Annotated in this window: 16 protein-coding genes and 1 pseudogene; 10 read left to right on the top strand and 7 right to left on the bottom strand. The window is 69.7% G+C overall.

Going from position 1 to position 20,059, the window contains the following annotated elements; translation table 11 throughout:
- The first annotated feature begins 84 nt into the window (after positions 1–84).
- The 3 genes from ACFY32_RS25755 (at position 85) to ACFY32_RS25745 (ending at position 4,859) form a co-directional block, all read left to right on the top strand.
- The gene (locus tag ACFY32_RS25755; protein WP_359198215.1) at positions 85–1,728 is read left to right on the top strand and encodes a glycoside hydrolase 43 family protein; all 1,644 of its coding nucleotides are present in this window, start codon (positions 85–87) and stop codon (positions 1,726–1,728) included.
- A gap of 62 nt (positions 1,729–1,790) precedes the next feature.
- The gene (locus ACFY32_RS25750; protein ID WP_359197869.1) at positions 1,791–3,206 is read left to right on the top strand and encodes a non-reducing end alpha-L-arabinofuranosidase family hydrolase; all 1,416 of its coding nucleotides are present in this window, start codon (positions 1,791–1,793) and stop codon (positions 3,204–3,206) included.
- Positions 3,207–3,863: 657 nt separating this feature from the next.
- Positions 3,864–4,859, top strand: a complete 996-nt coding sequence (locus ACFY32_RS25745; RefSeq protein WP_390675377.1) for a PP2C family protein-serine/threonine phosphatase — start codon at positions 3,864–3,866, stop codon at positions 4,857–4,859.
- 3 nt (positions 4,860–4,862) lie between these two features.
- Here the strand turns inward: ACFY32_RS25745 and ACFY32_RS25740 are convergent.
- Together ACFY32_RS25740 and ACFY32_RS25735 are read right to left on the bottom strand one after the other, a co-directional pair.
- Positions 4,863–4,997: pseudogene (locus tag ACFY32_RS25740) on the bottom strand (TetR family transcriptional regulator); the annotation flags it as partial.
- 126 nt (positions 4,998–5,123) lie between these two features.
- Positions 5,124–5,507, bottom strand: coding sequence for a helix-turn-helix domain-containing protein (locus ACFY32_RS25735; RefSeq protein ID WP_359197875.1), 384 nt, complete (start codon positions 5,505–5,507; stop codon positions 5,124–5,126).
- Between the two features lie 100 nt (positions 5,508–5,607).
- Between ACFY32_RS25735 and ACFY32_RS25730 the strand changes: the two genes are divergently transcribed.
- On the top strand, positions 5,608–6,033 hold the full coding sequence (locus ACFY32_RS25730; RefSeq protein ID WP_359197878.1) for a RidA family protein: 426 nt from the start codon (positions 5,608–5,610) through the stop codon (positions 6,031–6,033).
- 43 nt (positions 6,034–6,076) lie between these two features.
- Here the strand turns inward: ACFY32_RS25730 and ACFY32_RS25725 are convergent, their stop codons facing one another.
- The 4 genes from ACFY32_RS25725 to ACFY32_RS25710 form a co-directional block, all read right to left on the bottom strand.
- On the bottom strand, positions 6,077–6,598 hold the full coding sequence (locus tag ACFY32_RS25725; RefSeq protein ID WP_390675376.1) for a DoxX family membrane protein: 522 nt from the start codon (positions 6,596–6,598) through the stop codon (positions 6,077–6,079).
- 135 nt (positions 6,599–6,733) lie between these two features.
- A complete protein-coding gene (locus ACFY32_RS25720) occupies positions 6,734–7,384 on the bottom strand; it encodes a lytic polysaccharide monooxygenase auxiliary activity family 9 protein (RefSeq protein WP_359197883.1) in 651 nt (216 codons plus the stop codon).
- A 91-nt stretch (positions 7,385–7,475) separates the two neighbouring features.
- Positions 7,476–7,901: a DoxX family protein gene (locus tag ACFY32_RS25715; RefSeq protein WP_390675375.1), complete on the bottom strand. Its 426-nt coding sequence runs from the start codon at positions 7,899–7,901 to the stop codon at positions 7,476–7,478.
- A gap of 112 nt (positions 7,902–8,013) precedes the next feature.
- Positions 8,014–10,353 carry a family 49 glycosyl hydrolase gene (locus tag ACFY32_RS25710; RefSeq protein ID WP_390675374.1) on the bottom strand — a complete coding sequence of 780 codons (2,340 nt, stop codon included), beginning with the start codon at positions 10,351–10,353 and terminating at the stop codon, positions 8,014–8,016.
- 756 nt (positions 10,354–11,109) lie between these two features.
- Between ACFY32_RS25710 and ACFY32_RS25705 the strand changes: the two genes are divergently transcribed.
- The 6 genes from ACFY32_RS25705 to ACFY32_RS25680 all read left to right on the top strand — a co-directional run bounded on the left by ACFY32_RS25705 (position 11,110) and on the right by ACFY32_RS25680 (position 18,391).
- Positions 11,110–12,291: an ROK family protein gene (locus tag ACFY32_RS25705; protein WP_359197888.1), complete on the top strand. Its 1,182-nt coding sequence runs from the start codon at positions 11,110–11,112 to the stop codon at positions 12,289–12,291.
- A 59-nt stretch (positions 12,292–12,350) separates the two neighbouring features.
- A complete protein-coding gene (locus ACFY32_RS25700) occupies positions 12,351–14,087 on the top strand; it encodes an alpha-glucosidase (protein ID WP_359197890.1) in 1,737 nt (578 codons plus the stop codon).
- Between the two features lie 43 nt (positions 14,088–14,130).
- Positions 14,131–15,447, top strand: coding sequence for an extracellular solute-binding protein (locus ACFY32_RS25695; protein WP_359197893.1), 1,317 nt, complete (start codon positions 14,131–14,133; stop codon positions 15,445–15,447).
- 107 nt (positions 15,448–15,554) lie between these two features.
- Positions 15,555–16,448 carry a sugar ABC transporter permease gene (locus ACFY32_RS25690; protein ID WP_359197895.1) on the top strand — a complete coding sequence of 298 codons (894 nt, stop codon included), beginning with the start codon at positions 15,555–15,557 and terminating at the stop codon, positions 16,446–16,448.
- A gap of 2 nt (positions 16,449–16,450) precedes the next feature.
- Positions 16,451–17,374, top strand: coding sequence for a carbohydrate ABC transporter permease (locus tag ACFY32_RS25685; protein WP_359197898.1), 924 nt, complete (start codon positions 16,451–16,453; stop codon positions 17,372–17,374).
- Positions 17,375–17,656: 282 nt separating this feature from the next.
- The gene (locus tag ACFY32_RS25680) at positions 17,657–18,391 is read left to right on the top strand and encodes an alpha/beta hydrolase (protein WP_359197901.1); all 735 of its coding nucleotides are present in this window, start codon (positions 17,657–17,659) and stop codon (positions 18,389–18,391) included.
- A gap of 105 nt (positions 18,392–18,496) precedes the next feature.
- On the opposite strand, the gene ACFY32_RS25675 is transcribed toward ACFY32_RS25680, so the two are convergent.
- Positions 18,497–19,876: a cellulase family glycosylhydrolase gene (locus ACFY32_RS25675; protein WP_390675373.1), complete on the bottom strand. Its 1,380-nt coding sequence runs from the start codon at positions 19,874–19,876 to the stop codon at positions 18,497–18,499.
- Positions 19,877–20,059 lie beyond the last annotated feature (183 nt).

The raw sequence follows: 20,059 nt of genomic DNA, 5'->3' as shown, positions 1-20,059 counted from the left end.
GAGCGCGAACCATCACGAGCACGAGCCGTCCCGGAGCACGACCACCGCAACCGCCGAGCCGCAAGGGGTGCGCCGCACATGCATATGTCATGGCCATGGCCACAGCAGTCCTTCTCGCGCCGTCGCGCCCTGGCGGCCGCCACCGGCCTCGCCGCCGGCGCGGCCCTCCCGCTGGCGGGCGCCTCCCGCGCCGCATCCGCTCCCGGACCGGGGCCGGCCCGCGCCGCGGCGGACTACACCAACCCGGTGATCTGGCAGGACTTCGCGGACATCGACGTCATCCGCGTCGGAGACACCTACTACGCCTCGGCCTCGACCATGCACTACTCGCCGGGTGCGCCCGTCCTGCGCTCGTACGACCTGGTGCACTGGGAGATCGCCGGCCACTCGGTACCGGTCCTGGACTTCGGCGCCAAGTACGACCTCAACGGCGCCCGTGGCTATGTCCGCGGGATCTGGGCGTCGTCCCTGGCCTACCGGCCGAGCAACAGGACGTTCTACTGGCTGGGGCAGATCGACTTCGCCCGGACGTACGTCTACACCGCGACGGCGGCCGAGGGGCCCTGGAACCGGCTGACCACGATCAGCACGCCGTACTACGACGCGGGGCTGCTGGTCGACAGCGACGACACCCTGTACGTGGCCTACGGCAACACCACCATCAGCGTGGCCCAGTTGTCCCCGGACGGCCGCACCCAGGTCCGTACGCAGCAGGTTTTCACGACCCCGTCGAGCGTCGGCACCCTGGAGGGCTCGCGCTTCTACAAGATCAACGGGCAGTACTACATCTTCCTGACCCGCCCCGCCAACGGGCAGTACATCCTGAAGTCCTCGGGCGGCCCCTTCGGTCCGTACACGATGCGGCAGGTGCTCCTCGACCTGCGCGGGCCCATCCCCGGCGGCGGGGTCCCGCACCAGGGCGGCCTGGTCCAGACGCAGAACGGCGCCTGGTACTACCTCGCCTTCGTCGACGCCTACCCCGGCGGCCGGGTGCCCGCGCTCGCCCCGGTCACCTGGACCTCGGACGGCTGGCCGGTCCTCCGGACGGTGAACGGCGCCTGGGGCACGTCGTACCCCAGCCCGGTCGTACCGGCCCCGCCCCGCCAGGTCACCCCCATGACCGGCGTCGACACCTTCGACGGCACCTCCCTCAAGCCGAGGTGGGAGTGGAACCACAACCCGGACAACACCAAGTGGTCGCTCGGCAACGGACTGACCCTGGGGACCGCCACCGTCACCAACGACCTGTACTGGGCCCGCAACACACTCACCCACCGCATCCAGGGGCCCACCTCCACCGCCACGGTCCAGCTCGACCACTCAGCGATGCGCGACGGCGACCGGGCAGGACTCGCGCTGCTGCGGGACTCCTCGGCCTGGATCGGCCTCAAACGCGAGGGCAACACCACCCGGGTGGTCATGGTCACCGGGCTGACCATGGACAGCAACTGGAACACCACCGGCACCGGCTACGAGGCCGCCGGCGCCACCGTCACCGGCACCCGCATCTGGCTGCGCGCGAGCGCCGACATCCGCCCCGGATCGGCCCGCCCGGGGACGTTCTCCTACAGCACCGACGGCGTCACCTTCACCCGCCTCGGCCCCGACTTCTCCATGGGCAACGACTGGCGGTTCTTCATGGGCTACCGCTTCGCCCTCTTCAACCACGCCACCCGGGCCCTCGGCGGTTCGGTCCGCGTCACGCGGTTCGAACTGGCCACGCCCTGAACCCGGCCGGGACGGCCCCGACCGCCCCGACCGGACCGCTCACACACGAAAGATGAGGTCCCATGCGCAAACGAAGTCTCCGCCGCAGACACACGTCCGTGGTGCTCGCCACCGTGGGCGCGGTCCTGGCCGCGCTGGCGGCGATGCTCGTCGCCACCCCGGCACAGGCGGCCGCCAGCGGCGCCCTGCGCGGCACCGGTTCCGGCAGATGTCTCGACGTGGTCGGCGGCAGCCAGACCGACGGCACGAGCCTGCAACTCTACGATTGCTGGGGCGGGACCAACCAGCAGTGGACGTCGACGGACAGCAACCAGCTCACCGTGTACGGCAACAAGTGCCTGGACGTACCGGGCCACGCCACCACGGCCGGCACCCGGGTGCACATCTGGGGCTGCTCCGGCGGCGCCAACCAGCAGTGGCGGATCAACGCCGACGGCACGGTCGTCGGCGTGGAGTCCGGGCTGTGCCTGGAGGCCGCCGGCGCCGGCACGGCCAACGGCACGGCGGTGCAGATCGGGACGTGCAACGGCGGCAGCAACCAGAAGTGGACCGGCCTGTCGTCCGGCGGCGGCACCTGCGCGCTGCCGTCGACGTACCGTTGGTCGTCGACCGGCGCGCTGGCTCAGCCGGCGAACGGGTGGGCCGCGCTGAAGGACTTCACCAACGTCGTCTACAACGGCAAGCACCTGGTCTACGGAACGAACGTGTCGGGATCGTCGTACGGCTCGATGGCGTTCGCCCCCTTCACCAACTGGTCGGACATGGCATCGGCCCGCCAGACCGGGATGAACCAGTCCGCGGTGGCGCCCACCCTGTTCTACTTCGCGCCCAAGAACATCTGGGTGCTGGCCTACCAGTGGGGTTCGTGGCCGTTCATCTACCGCACGTCGAGCGACCCCACCAACCCCAACGGCTGGTCCGCGCCGCAGCCGCTGTTCACCGGCAGCATCTCCGGCTCCGGCACCGGTCCGATCGACCAGACGCTGATCGCCGACGGGCAGAACATGTACCTGTTCTTCGCCGGTGACAACGGCAAGATCTACCGGGCGAGCATGCCGATCGGGAACTTCCCGGGCAACTTCGGCTCGTCGTACACGACGGTCATGAGCGACTCGACGAACAACCTGTTCGAGGCGGTGCAGGTCTACAAGGTGCAGGGCCAGAACCAGTACCTCATGATCGTCGAGGCGATCGGCGCGAACGGGCGCTACTTCCGCTCCTTCACGGCCTCCAGCCTCAACGGTACGTGGACCCCGCAGGCCGCGAGCGAGAGCAACCCCTTCGCGGGCAAGGCCAACAGCGGTGCCAACTGGACCAACGACATCAGCCACGGTGACCTGGTCCGCAACAACCCCGACCAGACCATGACCATCGACCCCTGCAACCTGCAATTCCTCTACCAGGGCAAGTCCCCCTCCGCGGGCGGTCCCTACGACCAACTGCCCTGGCGGCCCGGCGTGCTCACCCTGCAGCGCTGACCGGTACCGACCACCCTGAGGAGCGAGCCCCAGCCGTGCCCCCGGCTGGGGCTCGCTCTGTCGGCCGGCCCCCCCAGGTGGGGGGCGCGGAGCATCCGGGGTGTCCGCCCCGCCGCGCGCCCGTGAGCCCGCCGGACGGCGGATCGCCCGTAATCAGTGGGTGTGGGCGGGGTACGACGGGTGACTCGGGCAGTCGAGGGGTTGGGGAGACAGCCCCTCGGGTTCTTCGCCGGCCGCGGTCGGCGAAGAACCGTCCGTCATCCCGGAGGGAGAGCCGGCCATGACCGAATCCGTACGCGGCGGTCCCCGCCCGGTGCGGCCTTGACCGCGCCCGGCCGCCCGCGCCGCCGTCCGCCGGTGTCCCCGCGCGGCGGTGACCCGGTGCGCGGGCGTGGCGTGGCGGCGGGGAAGCCGGTGTGGTCGGTACGGGGAGACTGGTGCACGTGATCGATCGCGGGCGTACGGCCGAGATGCTGGTGGACCTGGTCCAGGCATCCCATACCGCCAACCTGGAAGCGCTGCCCCCTATGGTGGCCGAGCGCGCCGCAGCCGTGGGTCTGCACGACAGCGCGATGTTCGTGGTGGACCTCCAGGACAGGGTCATGCGGGAGATCACCGGCCGTGGGCTGGACGCGGGGGAGGGCGGCGGGGAACTGGGTGGACGGCACACTGCCGGGCCGGGCCTGGCAGCGGGTCGAGAGCGTCGCGGAATCCGGCACCCGGCAGGGGCGGCGCCGGTGGTGGACCCCGATCACCGACGGCGTGGAGCGCCTGGGCGTGCTGCGCGCCGACGTCGCCGAGGACGAACAGCCGCAGCAGGTGCTGAGCGACCTCGCGTCGGTGCTCGCGCTGCTGCTGCTGAGCAAGCGCTCCTTCAGCGACTCCTACGCGCGGCTGGTGCGCAGCGCGCCGATGAACGTGGCGGCGGAGATGCAGATGAACCTCATGCCGCCCCCGGCCTACGCCGGGCACAACGTCACCGTCGGCGCCGTCCTGGAACCCGCCTACGACCTGGGCGGCGATGCCTTCGACTTCGCCCTGGCGGACACCACCCTGCACCTGGCGGTGTTCGACGCGATGGGACACGACACCGCCGCCGGCCTCACCGCCAACGTCGCCGTGGCCGCCTGCCGCAACGCCCGCCGCCAGGGCGCCTCCCTGCCGGATACGAGCCGGGCGGTGGAGCGCACCCTGCTGGAGCAGTTCGGCACCAAGCGCTACGTCACGGCCATCCTCGCCAGCCTGGACATCGAGACCGGCGAGCTGACCTGGGTCAACCGCGGCCACCACCTGCCCCTCCTCATCCGCGACCAGCGGGTCGGCGCCACCCTGTCCTGCCCGCCGGCCGGCCCCATGGGCACCAACCTCGGCCTTCCGATCACCGTGTGCCGCGAACAGTTGCACCCCGGTGACCGGATCGTGCTCTACACCGACGGCATCGTCGAAGCCCGGGACGAGCAGGGCGAGGAGTTCGGCAAGGACCGCTTCGTCGACTTCGTCCTGCGCCACCACTCCGGCCACTTCACCCTGCACGAGACCCTGCGCCGTCTCATGCGGGCCGTGCTCGACCACCACGCCGGGCCGATGGACGACGACGCCACCGTCCTGCTGGCCGAGTGGCGCGGCGGACACCACGACGTCCTCACCCCCTGACCCCGCCGCCGTCGCGGCCCGCTCCGGCAGGTGCGGGTACGGGTCGGCGCGCAGGAGGACCAGCTCGTGGTGGACCGGCGCCGAGGCGGCGATCAGCAGCCCCCGCGCGTCCGTGTGCCGCGAGGGCACCTCGCCACGACGCCTCCTCACCGCGCATGACGGTCGCGCCGTGAAAGTCACCGGCCTCGATCAGCGGTGACCCGCCGCGCGGATCGGCCGGTGCTGAGGCCGCGCCCTCGCGCACCGCCCGTGCCCGGCGGCCCTTCAGTCGTCGAAGCGACGGCGCGCGCTCTCGATGTGGCCGAGGTGCTGGTGGGTCCAGCCGCACAGGGCGTCCACCGCGATCCGCAGGCCCCGGCCCGGCTCGGTGAGGGTGTACTCGACGCGCGGCGGCACGGTGGGGTGCACCTCGCGGTCGACCAGGCCGTTGCGCTCCAGCATGCGCAGGTTCTGGGTGAGCATCTTGTGGCTGACGCCCTCGACCTCGTCGCGCAACTCGCTGAAGCGCAGGGTGCGTTCACCGAGCGCCTCGATGATCAGGAGCGCCCACTTGTTCGCGACGTCCGAGAAGATCTCCCGCGCCAGCGAGTCCGCGCGCCGCAGGTCGGCGTCCTCGGGCAGGCCCTTGAGCAGTTGCTTGGTCACCATGAGGTTCCTCAGTCACCGAAAAGTGCGTTCTTCCAGGTCGCCCGCCACTCTCCTACAGTTCCCGAGTAACCACAAGAGAGCACGACGAAGGGCGAGTACCGTGACCACCACCGATGTCTTCACCTACGGCGTGCCGGCCGAGAGCGACTTCGGCTACGCACAGGCGATCAGGTCCGGCGCACTGATCCACGTCTCCGGGCAGCTCTCGTTCGACGAGGCGGGCGAGTTCCGCCACGCGGGCGACTTCGCGGCCCAGCTCCGGCGGACCTACGCCAACATGGACAGGGTGCTGGACCACTACGGTGCCACCCGGAGCCAGATCGTCTCGCAGACCCTGTACGTGGTGGACCTGCCGCGGAACGCCGCCGCCGCGGCGGCGGGCAACCTCGCGTACTTCGGCGGCCACCGCCCGGCCAGCACGGTCGTGGGTGTCACCGACCTGACCCTGCCGGGCCAGGTGATCGAGATCGGCTTCGTCGTCGACACGGGGCTGCCTCGGTTCTCCTCGCCCGGGGCCGAGGAGTAGCCCCCGGGCCGGCCGCCCGACGGCCGCGGGCGGCGCGGTCCGCTCAGTGGGTGAGGTCGTCGGCGGCGATGGCGAGGCAGGCGGCGACCAGGACGACGTTCTTCAGCACGTACTGGCCTTCGAGGGTGGGTATGCCGTGGTGCCACATGACATCGGGCAGCACCAGGAGCGAGGCGAAGACGCCGGTCAGGTGCGCGCAGAGGAGCAGCAGCGCGGGACGCAGCAGAAGTCCGGTGACGAGCGCCAGACCGAGGCACAGTTCGGTGCTGCCGAGCAGGGGCAGTGACACGTCTCGCGGCAGCAGGCCGCCGGTCATCCTCGTCATGGCGGCGGCGGCGACCTCTTCGGCGGGGCTGGCGCCGGGGAAGAGCTTCAGCGCGCCGAACCAGCCGAAGACCAGGCCGACGCTGACGCGCAGCACCGTGATGCTGCGGCGCTGGTGGAGGGCGGCCGCGCGCCGCAGCACCGGCCACCGGTCCGAGCGGGTGTGCCGGGTCCTGGAGAGCTGCCCGCGCGGGAGCCGAGGCGGCTTGCGGACGGGCGTGGTGGAAGGGGTACGGGGCATCGGATGCCTCCATGCGGGTGCCGGCGTGGCGGTGGCCGGCTGTCGGGAGTCGGCGGTGCCGGAGGGGTCCCGCGAGAGCGCCGTGGCTCTCGCGGGACCGGTGTTCCGTGCTTCTCTACCTGCCGCCCGTCGGCGTCAGGTGAAGTTGACGTCGCTGCACAGGAAGTACTTCTGGTCCATGTGCGACGCCTTCCAGACGGTCACCACCACGTGCCGTCCGCTGTAGCCGGACGTGTTGACGTCGGTGACGTAGTGCGCCTGGTAGGGGTAGCGGCCGGTCTTCTTCACCAGCTCCAGGTCGTCCCAGCCGATCAGCTCGTACTCCGGGTTGAAGCCCTGCTTGGTGACGTAGACCTCCAGCCAGTCCGCACCGTGCCGGGCCTCGTCGTAGAGGTCGACGGTGAAGTCGGAGCCGATGTCGGTCGTCCTCCACGGGCCGGGGCGGTCGAGCGGCCGGTAGTTCGTCTCGCCCTGGCCGCCGGCGCTGCAGATCTGGCCGTCGGGGATGACCTGCTTGTAGTTGTCGCCGGTGTTGTTGGCGTAGACGGCCTTCCACGCGCCGATGGCGTTCGGGTTCTCGTGGTAGGTGCGGAAGCACATGGGGTCCTGGGACTCGACGGGCTCGGTGTAGCCCCAGCGCTGCAGGCAGCCGTAGTTGCGGGTCTCCGGGGCGATGACCGTGCCGTGCGCGGAGGCCGTCGGCGCCTGGGCGAGCACGCCGAGCAGGCTGGTGGCCAGTACGGCGGCGCCCAGCGCGGTACGGCCGGGTGCGGGTACGCGGTTCATGATGATCTTCCTCCGTGTGTGTCGTGAGGTCACCGGTCGTCACGACCAGTGATTTACGTGCTCATGACATATCGGTCGCCGTGGGTGTCGCTCACCTCCTCTCGCGTGGGGCGCCCGCGGTGGGCGTCGGGGTGAGCAGCCCGGTCGCGGACCACCGGCCGGGGCCGAGGGCGGCGATGAGCAGGAAGGCCCAGCAGAACAGGGCCGCCTGCTCGCCGCCGTTCTCCAGCGGGAACAGCCCGTCCGGCTGGTGGTGGACGAAGTAGGCGTAGGCCATGGAGCCCGAGCACACCAGGGCGGCCGGCCGGGTGCCCAGGCCGAGCAGGACGAGGGCGCCGCCGGCCAACTGGATCACCGCCGCCCACCACCCGGGCCACTGTCCGGCGCCGGGGGGCTGCCCGTGCGGCCCGCCGAGCACCCCGAACAGCGTCGCCGCCCCGTGGCAGGCGAACAGCAGTCCGAGCACGATCCGGAACAGGCCCAGCACCGGGCCCTGGTACCTGGTGGGTGTCTGCACGGTGATGGCCTTTCTCGGCGGTGAACGGGTGATCGGACGGTCCGGGATGCCGCGGGACGCGCGGGCCGGTGGCCGCCGGCAGCGGCGCGGTGCCCGCGGCCACCGTGGTGCGTCAGGAGGTGAGGGTCCACTTCTGGCTGTTCCAGGTGCCGCAGTCCCACAGGTGCAGGCGGGTGCCGTCGGCGGTGCTCTGCCCCTCGATGTCCAGGCAGCGCCCGGACTTGAGGTTCTTCAGGGTGCCGTTGGACTGGAAGGCCCACTTCTGGCTGTCCCAGGTGCCGCAGTCCCACAGGTGCGCCTTCGTGCCGTTGGCGGTGGCGCCGCCCTCGACGTCCAGGCACTTGCCGCCGGACTTCAGTTGCTGCCCGTCGAGCGTCCAGCTCATCGAGGCCGCGCCGGCGCAGGACCACTGCTGGACGGCGGTGCCGTTGGCGGTGGCGCCGCCGGCGCGGTCGACGCACTTGGCGGTCGCCCCGTTGACGATGCGGCCGCCGGTGACCGGGTCGGGACCGGGAGTGCCGCCGCCGGGGCCCCAGGCGTTCCAGTTGTCCCAGTTCTCGGCGTCGAAGCCGATCCGGCCGAGCTGGTCGGCGGCCCAGTTGGTGCCGGACTTGCTGATGACGGTGCCGCCGACGGTGTAGTTCTCCAGCTTCAGGCCACGGCTGTCCCGCGTCTCGTTGCCGAGGGTCACCTTCTGCCCGGCGCTGTTGCTGTACCGCTTGAGGAGACTGACCTGCGAGGACGGGTCCAGTTGGTTCCACGCGCCGATCTTGAGGTTCTTCACGTGGATGTTCTCGGTGCTGGACAGGGCGAAGACACGGATCGCGCAGTTCGTCATGCCCTCGACGGTGATGTTCTCGAAGGTCATGTTCTTCACCCACGTGCCCGGGTCGGCCTTCGTGGTCGATCCCATGTCCTCCCAGTGCGAGGAGGAGTTGAGGATGCAGGTGTTGTACTTGACGTCCTTCCAGTACATCCGGTTGTGGATGACGTGGGTGTTGCTCACCCGGACGTTGTCGATGTTGCGGGGGGTCCAGCCCCACTGGATGACGGGACCGTTCTCGTTCTTCCAGACGACCGTGTTATCGATGCTGACGTCGCTGTGGTACATCTTCAGCACGTCGTCGTTGGCGTTGAAGAACGTGTTCTTCATGGTGCTGCCCCGGTACAGCTCGATGCCGTCGGTCTGCCAGTACCAGGACCCGACCTGCTTGTAGTTCTCCACCCGCATACTGAACGTCTGCTCGTCGCCGTAGACGACGAAGGAGTGGTAGGGCGGCTCGTTGATGGTCACACCTTGCAGGTCCAGGTGCTGCTGGCGGCCCTGCGCCGAGGCGAACTGCAGCATCTTCACGCAACTGGAGTGGCAGTTGGAGGCGCCGGAGAGGTGGTCGTAGTTGTTGTTGGTGTCCGCCTCGTAGACGTACTGCTCACCCGAGAGCACGCCCTGGCCGGTCACCTTGTACAGGCCCTGGCTGTCGTCGGGGAACCGCAGGGCGCCCTTCACGTAGGCGCCGGGGGCCAGGTAGACCCACTTGACCTGCTTGGGCAGCAGCGCGTGGTACTTGGACGTCATGTAGTAGGTGCCGGGCCGGAAGTACACGATCTCCTCGCCGATCGTGTTCAGGTTGGTGACCTGCCCCTGCGGCGGGTAGTAGATGCTGCCGGAGGCCGCGGTGGGGACCAGGCGGTCCTGTTCGGCTCCGGCCGGGGCCGGCTCCGCGAAGATCATCATGGAGTTGCGGGGCTCGGTGTGGATGGCCCGGTTGCCACCGCCGCCCTGGGTGGTCAGCTTGCCGGCGTCGTTCGCCGGGCCGGACATGTCGTTGTAGGCCGTGTAGAGCTGCGGGTCGAACTCGACGGAGAACCGGTGACCCGCCGCGTCGTAGGGCACCTTGACGCGCACGGTCGTGCTGTCGACCAGTTCCTTGGCGAAGTTCAGGCTGCTCGGCCTGATCTTGACCTGGTCGGCGGAGGAGATCGTCTGGCCGGTGCGCAGCGAGACGTCGACCCACACGTCGGTGGTGTACTGGAAGGACGACCAGCTCATGGTGAGGTTCGCGGACGAGGAGAACTCGGCCCCGTCCTCCTTGGTGTAGCCGATCTTGCCCTTGCCGCTGCGCGGGATGCTCATGTAGGCGAAGGAGTCGTACTTGGCGGTCGGGGCCGCCGCGGTGGCGACCTTCACGTCGTAGAACGACGACCGCCGGACCTTGTCGTTCGCCACCGGGCTGGTGGTGTTGTACTCGTAGTTGTCGTGCCACCAGGTCTTCAGGTCACTGCTGTTCGCGAGGGTCGGCTCGGCCGCGGAAGCGGCGGACCGGGCCTCGGCGGCGGGGCGGGCCGGGGATGTCCCGGCGGCTGCCGTGCTGACGGGCACCATGACCGAGGCCAGTGCCAGCGCCAGGCCGACGGCGATCGCCGCTAGTCGTCTCAGTGCTGCTGCGGGCATGCTGATGTCCTTCTCCTTGACGTTGCGGTCCCACCGGCGGCTGCACGCCGTCGTCGCGGGTGCGGGCGAAGGGACCGGTCCGGCGGGCGCTCGGGCCGGCGGAGCCTGTGCGCGCCCGGGGGAGGGGGCCGGTCGGCCTCGGTGGGCTTCGTGGGGATGTGTCGGGTGCGGGCGGGCTCCGCGTACTCCCGGCCCGCCTGAGCTGTGCGACGCGACGGCGCCGGTCGGCCGGCCGATCGGCGCCCGGTGGCTCACCGGCGGGACGGTTGCCGCGCCATGGGACTTCTCCCTTCGTACAGCGACTCTCTTCGAACAGCGACAGCGGACGGTTCGTACGCCCTGGTGCGTCCGAGGGGCCGGGACACAGCGGTTCTCCGCCCGCTCGGGCCGGGGGCGCAGCACACACCCCGCAGGGCGGGGAGCGGCGGCGCGGACGACAGGTCACGGGGACGCCGTACGAGCGCCGGTCGAGGGCTCGGCCCTCTGCGGTCGCCGGATAACGTCCCGTCATTTCTTCCCCGTGTCAATGAAATGAACGCGATTCTCTGGTGAGGGACTCTCCGTCAGGGGCACGACAGGGTTTTAAATCGGACTTTTCGACCATCCTGAGCAGGATGAGGCACCCATCACGGTTGTGTAACGCGCTGTTTTCTTTCTTGACGCACGAAAACAAGGGGGACAGACTCCCGTCATGTCCAGTCAGTCGGCGCCACCGGACCGGCCCCTTGACCGACCACAGATGCGGAGGCGCGTGTGATGAGCCCGTCCAAGATCCGGTTCTCGGAGCTGGTCAGTGAGCAGTCCCGGGCGGAGATCTTCGCCACCGTGCTCACCGCGGGACCCATCTCACGCACCCAACTGGCCCAGAAACTGGGCCTGGTGCCGTCCAGCGTGACCCGGATGCTGCCCCCGCTGCTGGAGCACGACTACCTGCGCGAGACGGACACCGCTCCGCAGGGGCGGGGCCGGCCGCAGAAGATGCTCCAGGTCAACCCGGACAAGCACGTCGTGGTCGGCATGAAGATCGGTCCCGCGCAGGTCTCCGCGGTGGTCACCGACATGGCGGCCAAGGTCCTGGCCCGCGCCGAGGAACCGATCGCCGACTGCACGCCCGAGACCGCCCTGTCCGCCGCTGCCGCCCTGACCAGCAGGCTCCTCTCCGAGGCGCCCGAAGCGGCGGACAGGGTGCTGGGGCTGGGCGTCGGGGTCAGCGGTCACGTCGACTCCGCCGCCGGGATCTGCCGCTACTCGGCCCTGCTCGACTGGAACAAGGTCGACGTGGCCGGCCCCCTGCGGGCGGCGACCGGGCTGCCGGTCGTCGTGAACAACGACGTCAACACCCTGGTGGTCGCCGAACGCTGGTTCGGCCAGGGCCGTGACATCGACTCCTTCGCCGTCGTCACGGTCGGCCCCGGCATCGGCTGCGGTCTGCTGCTCGACGGAGCCCTGTTCTCCGGCGCCACCGGCCTGGCCGGGGAACTCGGCCACTTGCCCCTGGACCCGGCGGGCCCGATGTGCAGTTGCGGCCGCCGCGGCTGCCTGGAAGCCCTCGCCGGGGACCGGGCCGTCCTGCGGCACCTGCAGGACGCCGGCGTCCCCTGCACCACGATCTCCGAAGCCATCGACCTCGCCCGCTCGTCCGGCGGCTCCGCCCGGACCGTCGCCCGCTCGGCGTTCGCCGAAGCGGGGGACGCCCTGGGCCGCGGACTGGCCGGCATGTGCAACCTGCTGAACCTCCAGAAGATCATCATCGCCGGGGAAGGAGCGGTCGCCCACGACCTCTTCGGCCCGGCGGCCCAGCGGTCCCTGGAAGCGCACGCCTTCTCCACCGCCGCCCGCGACTGCGACATCCATGTCGACCCGGTCCGCCACGACCTGTGGGCCAGGGGCGCCGCCTGCCTGGTCATCCAGGACGCGGTCGGCGCCGCGCTCTCCTGACCCGCGGCACTTCACCGACCTTCTCCCCACGCACCCGAGACCCACGATGAGGATTTGACGTGCCCGAAAACGCGGCCGGCCCCGCCGACTCCTGGTGGAGCGACGCGGTGGTCTACCAGATCTACCCGCGCTCCTTCGCCGACTCCGACGCGGACGGCATCGGTGACCTCCAGGGCATCATCGAGCGCCTGGACTACCTGTCCGAACTCGGCGTCGACGTGCTGTGGCTCTCCCCGGTCTACCCCTCGCCGCACGACGACAACGGCTACGACATCAGCGACTACCAGGACATCGACCCGGTCTTCGGCACCCTGGCCGAGTTCGACCGCCTGCTCGCCTCGGTGCACGAACGCGGCATGAAGCTGGTGATGGACCTGGTCGTCAACCACACCAGCGACGAGCACGCCTGGTTCACCGACTCCCGCGACGGCGGCCCGCAGGGACCGCGGCGCGACTGGTACATCTGGCGCCCGCCCCGCGAGGGCATGGAGCCCGGCACACCGGGAGCGGAGCCGAACAACTGGGAGTCGTGGTTCTCGGGCCCCGCCTGGACCTTCGACGCCGCGTCCGGCGAGTACTACCTGCACACCTTCTCCCGCAAGCAGCCCGACCTGAACTGGGACAACCCCGAGGTCCGGCAGGCCGTGCACGCCATGATGCGCTGGTGGCTGGAGCGAGGGGTCGACGGCTTCCGGATGGACGTCATCAACCTCATCTCCAAGGACCCGGCCCTGCCCGACGGGATCGTCCCCGAAGGCGGCCGCTTCGGTCTCGGCCACCCCTACTACGTGTGCGGCCCCCGCATCCACGACTACATCGCCGAGATGCACCGCGAGGTCTTCGACCGCCACCCCCGCAAGCTGCTCACCGTCGGCGAGATGCCCGGCGTCACGGTGGAGGAGGCCAGGCTGTTCACCGACCCCGCCCGACGCGAGCTGGACATGGTCTTCCAGTTCGAGCACGTCGGCCTCGACCACGGCCCCGGCGGCAAGTTCGACGTCCGGCCGCTGAAGCTGACCGACCTCAAGGCCAGCCTCGGCCGTTGGCAGACCGGCCTGGGCGACACCGGCTGGAACAGCCTCTACTGGAACAACCACGACCAGCCCCGGGTGGTCTCCCGCTTCGGCGACGACAGCCCCGCCCACCGGGACCGCTCCGCCAAGCTGCTGGCCACCGTCCTGCACCTGCACCGGGGCACGCCCTTCGTCTACCAGGGTGAGGAACTGGGCATGGCCAACGCCCCGTTCACCTCCGTCGACGACCTGCGCGACATCGAGTCCCTCAACCACTACCGCGAGCAGACCGCCCAGGGGACCGACCCCAGCGCCGTCATGCGGGGGCTGCGGCACCGCAGCCGGGACAACGCCCGCACCCCGATGCAGTGGGACGCCACCGAGCACGCCGGGTTCACCGCCGGCACCCCCTGGATCGCCGTCAACCCCGATCACACGGACGTCAACGCCAAGGCCCAGCTCGCCGACCCGGAGTCGGTGTTCCACCACTACCGGCGCCTGATCGAGCTGCGGCACACCGAACCCGCCGTCACACACGGCGACTTCCACATGCTCCACCCCGACCACGAGCAGCTCTACGCCTTCACCCGCCACGACGCGGACAGCGGCACCGAACTGCTCGTACTGGCCAACTTCGGCGGCAGCGACCTCACCGTCGAGCTGCCCGACGACTGGGCACACAGCGAGATCCTCATCGCCAACGTCCCCGCCCCCGCACCCCTCACGGTCCCGCACACCCTGCGGCCGTGGGAAGCCCGCGTCCACCGCCGCCGCACCCTCTGACACCTCCGCCCTTGTCGCAACGACGCACCCCAAGGAAACAGCCATGAACAGCCCGCGCATCCGCCCCGCCCTGCGCAGAAGGCCGCTCCTCCTCGCGGTCTCCGCACTGGCCCTGCTGGCCCCGCTGACCGCCTGCGGCGGCTCCGACACCGCCGCCGGCGACGGCAAGACCCTGCGCCTGTGGCACTACGAGGACAGGGACGGCGCCCTGGGCAAGGCGTGGGACGCGGCCATCGCCGAGTTCAAGAAGACGCACCCCGATGTGAAGGTGGTCTTCGAGCGCAAGACGTTCGAACAGATCCAGCAGAACGCCGGCATGATCCTGAACTCCGACAAGGCGCCCGACGTCATGGAGTACAACAAGGGCAACGCCACCACCGGCCTGCTCGCCAAGCAGGGCCTGCTCACCGACCTCACCCCGCTGGTGAAGGAACACGGCTGGGACAGGAAGATCAGCAAGGACGCCTCCGTCACCGCCCGCTACAACGCGGACGGTGAGATGGGCGGCGACAAGTGGTACGGCATACCCAACTACGGCGAGTTCGTCCTCACCTACTACAACGACGACCTGTTCAAGAAGTACGACGTCGACAAGCCCACCGACTTCGCGAGCTTCGAGGCCGCGCTCGCCAAGTTCAAGGCCGCTGGCGTCACCCCGCTCGCCAACGCCGGCAACGACCACCCCGCCGGCCACTGGCTGTATCTGCTCGCCCTGTCCAAGGCCAACGCCACCTGGGTCGACAACTACCAGTTGTACCTGGGCAAGACCGACTTCCACGGTCCCGAGATGACCTACGCCGTCGACAAGTACCAGGAGTGGCTCGACAAGGGCTACTTCGACAAGAAGGACGTCGGCCTCAAGGGCGCCGACATGACCGAGCAGTTCGTGGCCCAGAAGCGGCCCATCATGGTCGGCGGCAACTGGTGGTTCGGCGGCCTGTCCACCGACATCAAGAACTTCAAGTGGTCCACCGCCCCCTACCCCGGCAGCGACGACACCCTCGGCTCCGGCGGCAACCACTGGGTCGTGCCCACCAAGGCCAGGAACAAGAAGCTCGCCGAGGAATTCATCGCCATCACGATGTCGGACAAGATCCAGAAGCTGATCGGCGAAGAGGGCAACATCCCGCTCGCCGCCAAGCCCGAGGACATCACCAACCCCAAGTCCCGCCAGCTCATCGACGCCTTCCACCAGAGCCAGGACAAGGGCGGCCTGTCCTTCTACCCCGACTGGCCGGTCCCCGGCTACTACGACACCTGGGTCGCCGCCACCCAGAACCTCATGAACGGCGGCAAGCCCGACGCCGTCCTCGACGAACTGGCCGGTCCCTACGAGAAGTACCTCGCGACCCGGCCCTGACGCCACCACTGCGGCCGCCGCCACCCGGCGGCCGGACCCCACGCGTTACGGGGACGGCGGTCCCGGCTCCCGCCGACCGCCGCCGTCCCGTCCCACCAGGAGCAACAGTGAAAACCAAACGTCACCCGCGGTCCACGGGCTATGCCGTCTTCCTCGCGCCGGGCCTGCTGCTGAGCCTGCTCTTCCTCGTCGTCCCGCTGGTGATGACCTTCTACTACAGCCTCACCGAGTGGCAGGGCATCGGCGAACCCGCCTTCACCGGCCTGGACAACTACACCCGCCTCCTCCAGGACGCCGACTTCTGGGCCTCCTTCCGCAACATCGCCTTCGTCATCGTCGGCATCGCGGTCGTCCCCACCCTGCTCGGACTGTTCCTGGCCGCGCTGCTGTTCGACTACATCGGCAAGAAGCACGGCGACGGACTCGTCGGCGTCTTCCGCTCCGGCCTCTACCTGCCCCAGGTCATCCCCGTGGCGGTCACCGGACTGATGTGGGGATGGATACTCGCCCCCGAAGGCGCGGTCAACTCCATCCTCGACACCATCGGCCTGTCCTCGCTCGGCCAGAACTGGCTCGGCGACCCCGACCTCGCCCTGTGGGCCGTCCTCGGTGTCCTGGTCTGGATGCAGCTCGGCTATCCGCTGGTGCTGTTCATGTCCGGGCTCCAGCGCATCGATCCCGAACTCTACGAGGCCGCCTCCCTGGACGGCGCGACCTGGTGGCAGCGCTTCACCCGCATCACCGTGCCCATCCTGCGGCCCGAGGTGTACGTCGTCCTGGTCACCACCACCATCGCCGGCCTGAAGGTCTTCGCCCAGATCTTCGTCCTCACCGGGGGCGGACCCGGCAACTCCACCCTCGTCCCGGCGTACTTCGCCTACCAGAACTTCTTCGAACGCGCCGACGTCGGCTACGGATCGGCCATCTCCAGCACGATCACCCTGCTCGTGCTGATCATCGCCGGAACGATGCTCACCCGCCAGGCCCGCGAGGACGGATGACCATGACCACCGACACGACCACCCCCAGCGCGCCGCCCGTCCGGAAGCCGGACACCCCCGGCCGCACTCCCACCCGACGGGACCATGGGAAGGGGACGCCCGGCAGGCGCGGCGCTGGCTCCTACGCCGTGGTGGCCGCGGTCACCGTCTTCGTCCTGGCCTTCCTCGCGCCCTTCGCGATCATCCTGCTCAACTCCTTCAAGACCAGCGCCGACTACCGCGCCAACGGCTCCCTGTCCTGGCCCGAACACTGGAACTGGGACATCGTCACCGACGTCTGGGAACGCGTCGACTTCACCCAGAAACTCGTCAACAGCGTCCAGATCAGCCTCGGCGTCGTCCTCATAGCCGTCGTCCTGGCCCTCTTCAACGCCTACGCCATCGGCATCGGGCGCGTCCGCTGGCGCACCGCCTTCCTCGTCTTCTTCCTCGGCGTCAACGTCCTGCCGCAGGAGGGCCTCGTCTACCCCATCTACTACCTGTTCAAAGAGCTGGGCCTGTACGACGGCAAACTCGGCTACACCGTCCTCGTCGGCATCACCTACAGCGCCTTCGGCACCTACCTGCTGTCCTCCGTCTTCAGCAGCTTTCCCCGCGAACTCATCGAGGCCGCCTCCCTCGACGGCGCCGGCCGCTGGACCATCCTGTGGCGGATCATCCTGCCCATGAGCTGGCCCACCCTGTCGGTGATGTGCGTGTTCTTCTTCGTCTGGAGCTGGAACGAGTTCCTCTACCCACTCGTCCTGCTGATCTCCAACGACAACCAGACCGTCCCCCTCGGCCTGTCCGTCATGCAGGGCCAGTACACCAGCGACCCCACCGCCATGAGCGCCGCCGCCCTCCTCGGTGTCGTCCCGATGGTCGTCTTCTTCCTCGTCTTCCAGCGCTCCCTCACCCGCGGCGTCACCGCCGGCGCGGTCAAGTAGCCCTCCCGCGAGGAACCCGCACCACCCCGGAACCGGCTTCCCTCCGCCCCGCGGCCGGCTCCGGGGTTCCCTCGGACGGGCGGAGGCGCCCGGCCACCGGGCCCGCGCGAAAACCCGTTGGCGGAACCGCGGCGGTCACTGCTACCTTGCCGGAGGCCGTGCGAGAGAGCGAGGAGGTGGTACCCGTGAACGTATCGACATGGGTGCTCCCCTCCGGGGTCACGGTCGGGCGATAGGTCGTCCGGGAGCGCCGTTCCCTGGTACTCCCCGAAAGGCACGACCATGCGGTTCACCTCCGAACGACGGCTCGACGACACCGTCCTCGAGCGCGCGTTCACCCTCGACGGCATCCCCGGTTTCCTGTGGACGCCCGCGTCCGCCACCGCACCGGTGCCGTTGATCCTGCTCAGCCCCCCTCCTCTCGGGCTGCCCAAGGTCTACGCCCGGCTGGCGGCCCGCGCCCGGCAGTCCGCGGCGGACGGTTTCGCCGCGGCCACCATCGAGCTGCCCGGAAAGGGCGACCGGCCCCGCCGGCCCGGCACCGAGCGGGCCGCCGCCGACCTGCGCCGGGCCCTGGAAGCGGGCGAGCCGGTCAGCGACGAGATCATCGACGCCCTCGTCCTGCCCCTGGTCGACGAGTCGGCCCCGGAATGGCGGGCCGCCCTGGACGCCCTCCTGGCCCTTCCCGAGATCGGCGGCCCGGTCGGGTACTCGGGCGGAGTGATCTCCCTCGGGACCCGGCTGGCGGTGGTCGAGCCGCGCATCTCGGCCGCGGTGCTGTTCGCCGGGAGTTTCGTCCCTCGCGCCAGCTTCGAGGAGGCCCGCCGGGTCACCGTCCCGCTGCACGTCCTGCTGCAGTGGGACGACGAGGGCAACGACCGGCAGGCGGCCCTGGACCTGTTCGACGCCTTCGGCTCCCGGGAGAAGACGCTGCACGCCAACATGGGCGGACACACCGGCGTACCGCGGTACGCGGGCGATGCGGCGGCCCAGTTCTTCGCCCGACACCTGAGGTGACACGAGGCCGTCGCCCGGCCGCGGAGCGGGGACGTCGCGCGAGGGTGTGCGCGTACGGGAGCGCCCCGTTTTCGGGAGCGCTCCCAGTCCGCGGTGGGGCGTCGGTCAGGAGGTGGGGAAGCTGTCGGGGGTGCTGATGCGGCTCTTGAGCAGCGCCCCGGACTCGGTCAGCACGCCGCTGCTGCTGTAGTCGCTGCCGTTGCAGGTGCCGGGCTTGAGGGCGGCGCTGCTCTCGTTGGCGTCGGAGTACGTCCAGTTGGCGTAGCTGATCTTCAACTGGTCGAGCAGGTCCAGCCAGGCCGTGGTGCTCGTCCGGTCCAGCGTCCCGCCGCCGGTGGCGGTCACCGTGCCGAACTCGGTGACGAACAGCGGGAGCTTCGAGGCCGCCCGGCTCACCGTGGCGCGGTAGTTGTCCTTGTGGCTCGCCGCGTAGAAGTGGAACGCGTACATGATGTTGGTGGCGTTGACCGGGTTGTTGACGATCTCGGTCTCGTTGGAGCCGTCCGAGACGCCCAGCGAGGACCAGCCGCGGGTGCCGACGATGATGACGGCGTCCGGGTCGGCGGCCCGGATCACCGGGATGACCTGCTCGGCGTAGTTCTTGATGGCCGACCAGCTCACGCCGTTGGGCTCGTTGGCGATCTCGTAGATGACGTTCTTCTTGGCGGCGTTGCGGGCGGCGACGGAGGCGAAGAACGTCTTGGCGCGGTCGATGTTGTAGTTCGGGTCGCCCGGCGTCAGGGTGTGGAAGTCGATCAGGGCGTACATCCCGCGGGCCTCGGCCATGTCGACGTAGCTGTTCACCCGGCTGGTGAAGCCGGCCGGGTCCGTCTCGTAGCCCTGCTCCTGCACGTACATGGCGATGCGGAGCAGGTCCGACTTCCAGTCCTTCGCCAGCGCGTCCAGGGACGCGTTGTTGTAGCACTTGCTGAACCACTGGATGCCGTGCGTGCTCATGCCCCGGAGCTGGATCGGGCGGTTGTACTGGTTGCACAGGTTCACGCCGCAGACGTGGAGCTGCCCGTTGATGCCGACGGGGGTCGAGTTGCCCGGGTCGGGGTCGGGCGGCTGCTCGCCGCCGATCTCACCGGTACAGGTCACCCCGTTGAGCGTGAACGCCCCGGGCTTGGGGTTGGAGCCGGTGAACGTGCCCGTGAAGCCCAGGTCGGTGGTACCGCCGGTGGACAGGGTGCGGTTCCAGTCGACGTTGGTGGCGGAGACCGTGGAGCCGGACTGGGACCAGGTGGCGTTCCAGCCCTGGGTGAGCTTCTGTCCCGAGTCCGGCAGGGTGAACTTCAGCGTCCAGCCACTGACGGGATCGCCCAGATTGGTGATCTTCACCCCGGCCTGGAAGCCGCCCGACCACTGGCTGGTGACGGTGTAGTCCACCTTGCAGCCGGTGGCGGCAACGGCCTGGGGAGCGGCCAGTGTCGTGAGGCCCAGGGCGGTGGCGCAGGTCGCCAGTAACGCCAGCATGCGTTTCACAGCATCTCTCCTCGACGAAGCGGAATCCCTTTGGGAGCGCTCCCAAAAGGCGTCGGCCCGGACCGTACACCGGCGCGTCGACTCTCGTACAGATACCCGACAAGGGAACTGCGGGGCGATACGGGCGGCCGCCGTCCGGAGGACCTGCCGCTGGTCCGCCGCAAAGCCGCCGGGTTCACGGTC

It is taken from the genome of Streptomyces sp. NPDC000134 (assembly GCF_042899225.1).
Taxonomy (GTDB): Bacteria; Actinomycetota; Actinomycetes; order Streptomycetales; family Streptomycetaceae; genus Streptomyces.
Note: the sequence above shows the minus strand (reverse complement) of the source record. Positions and strands in the feature narration are given on the sequence as shown.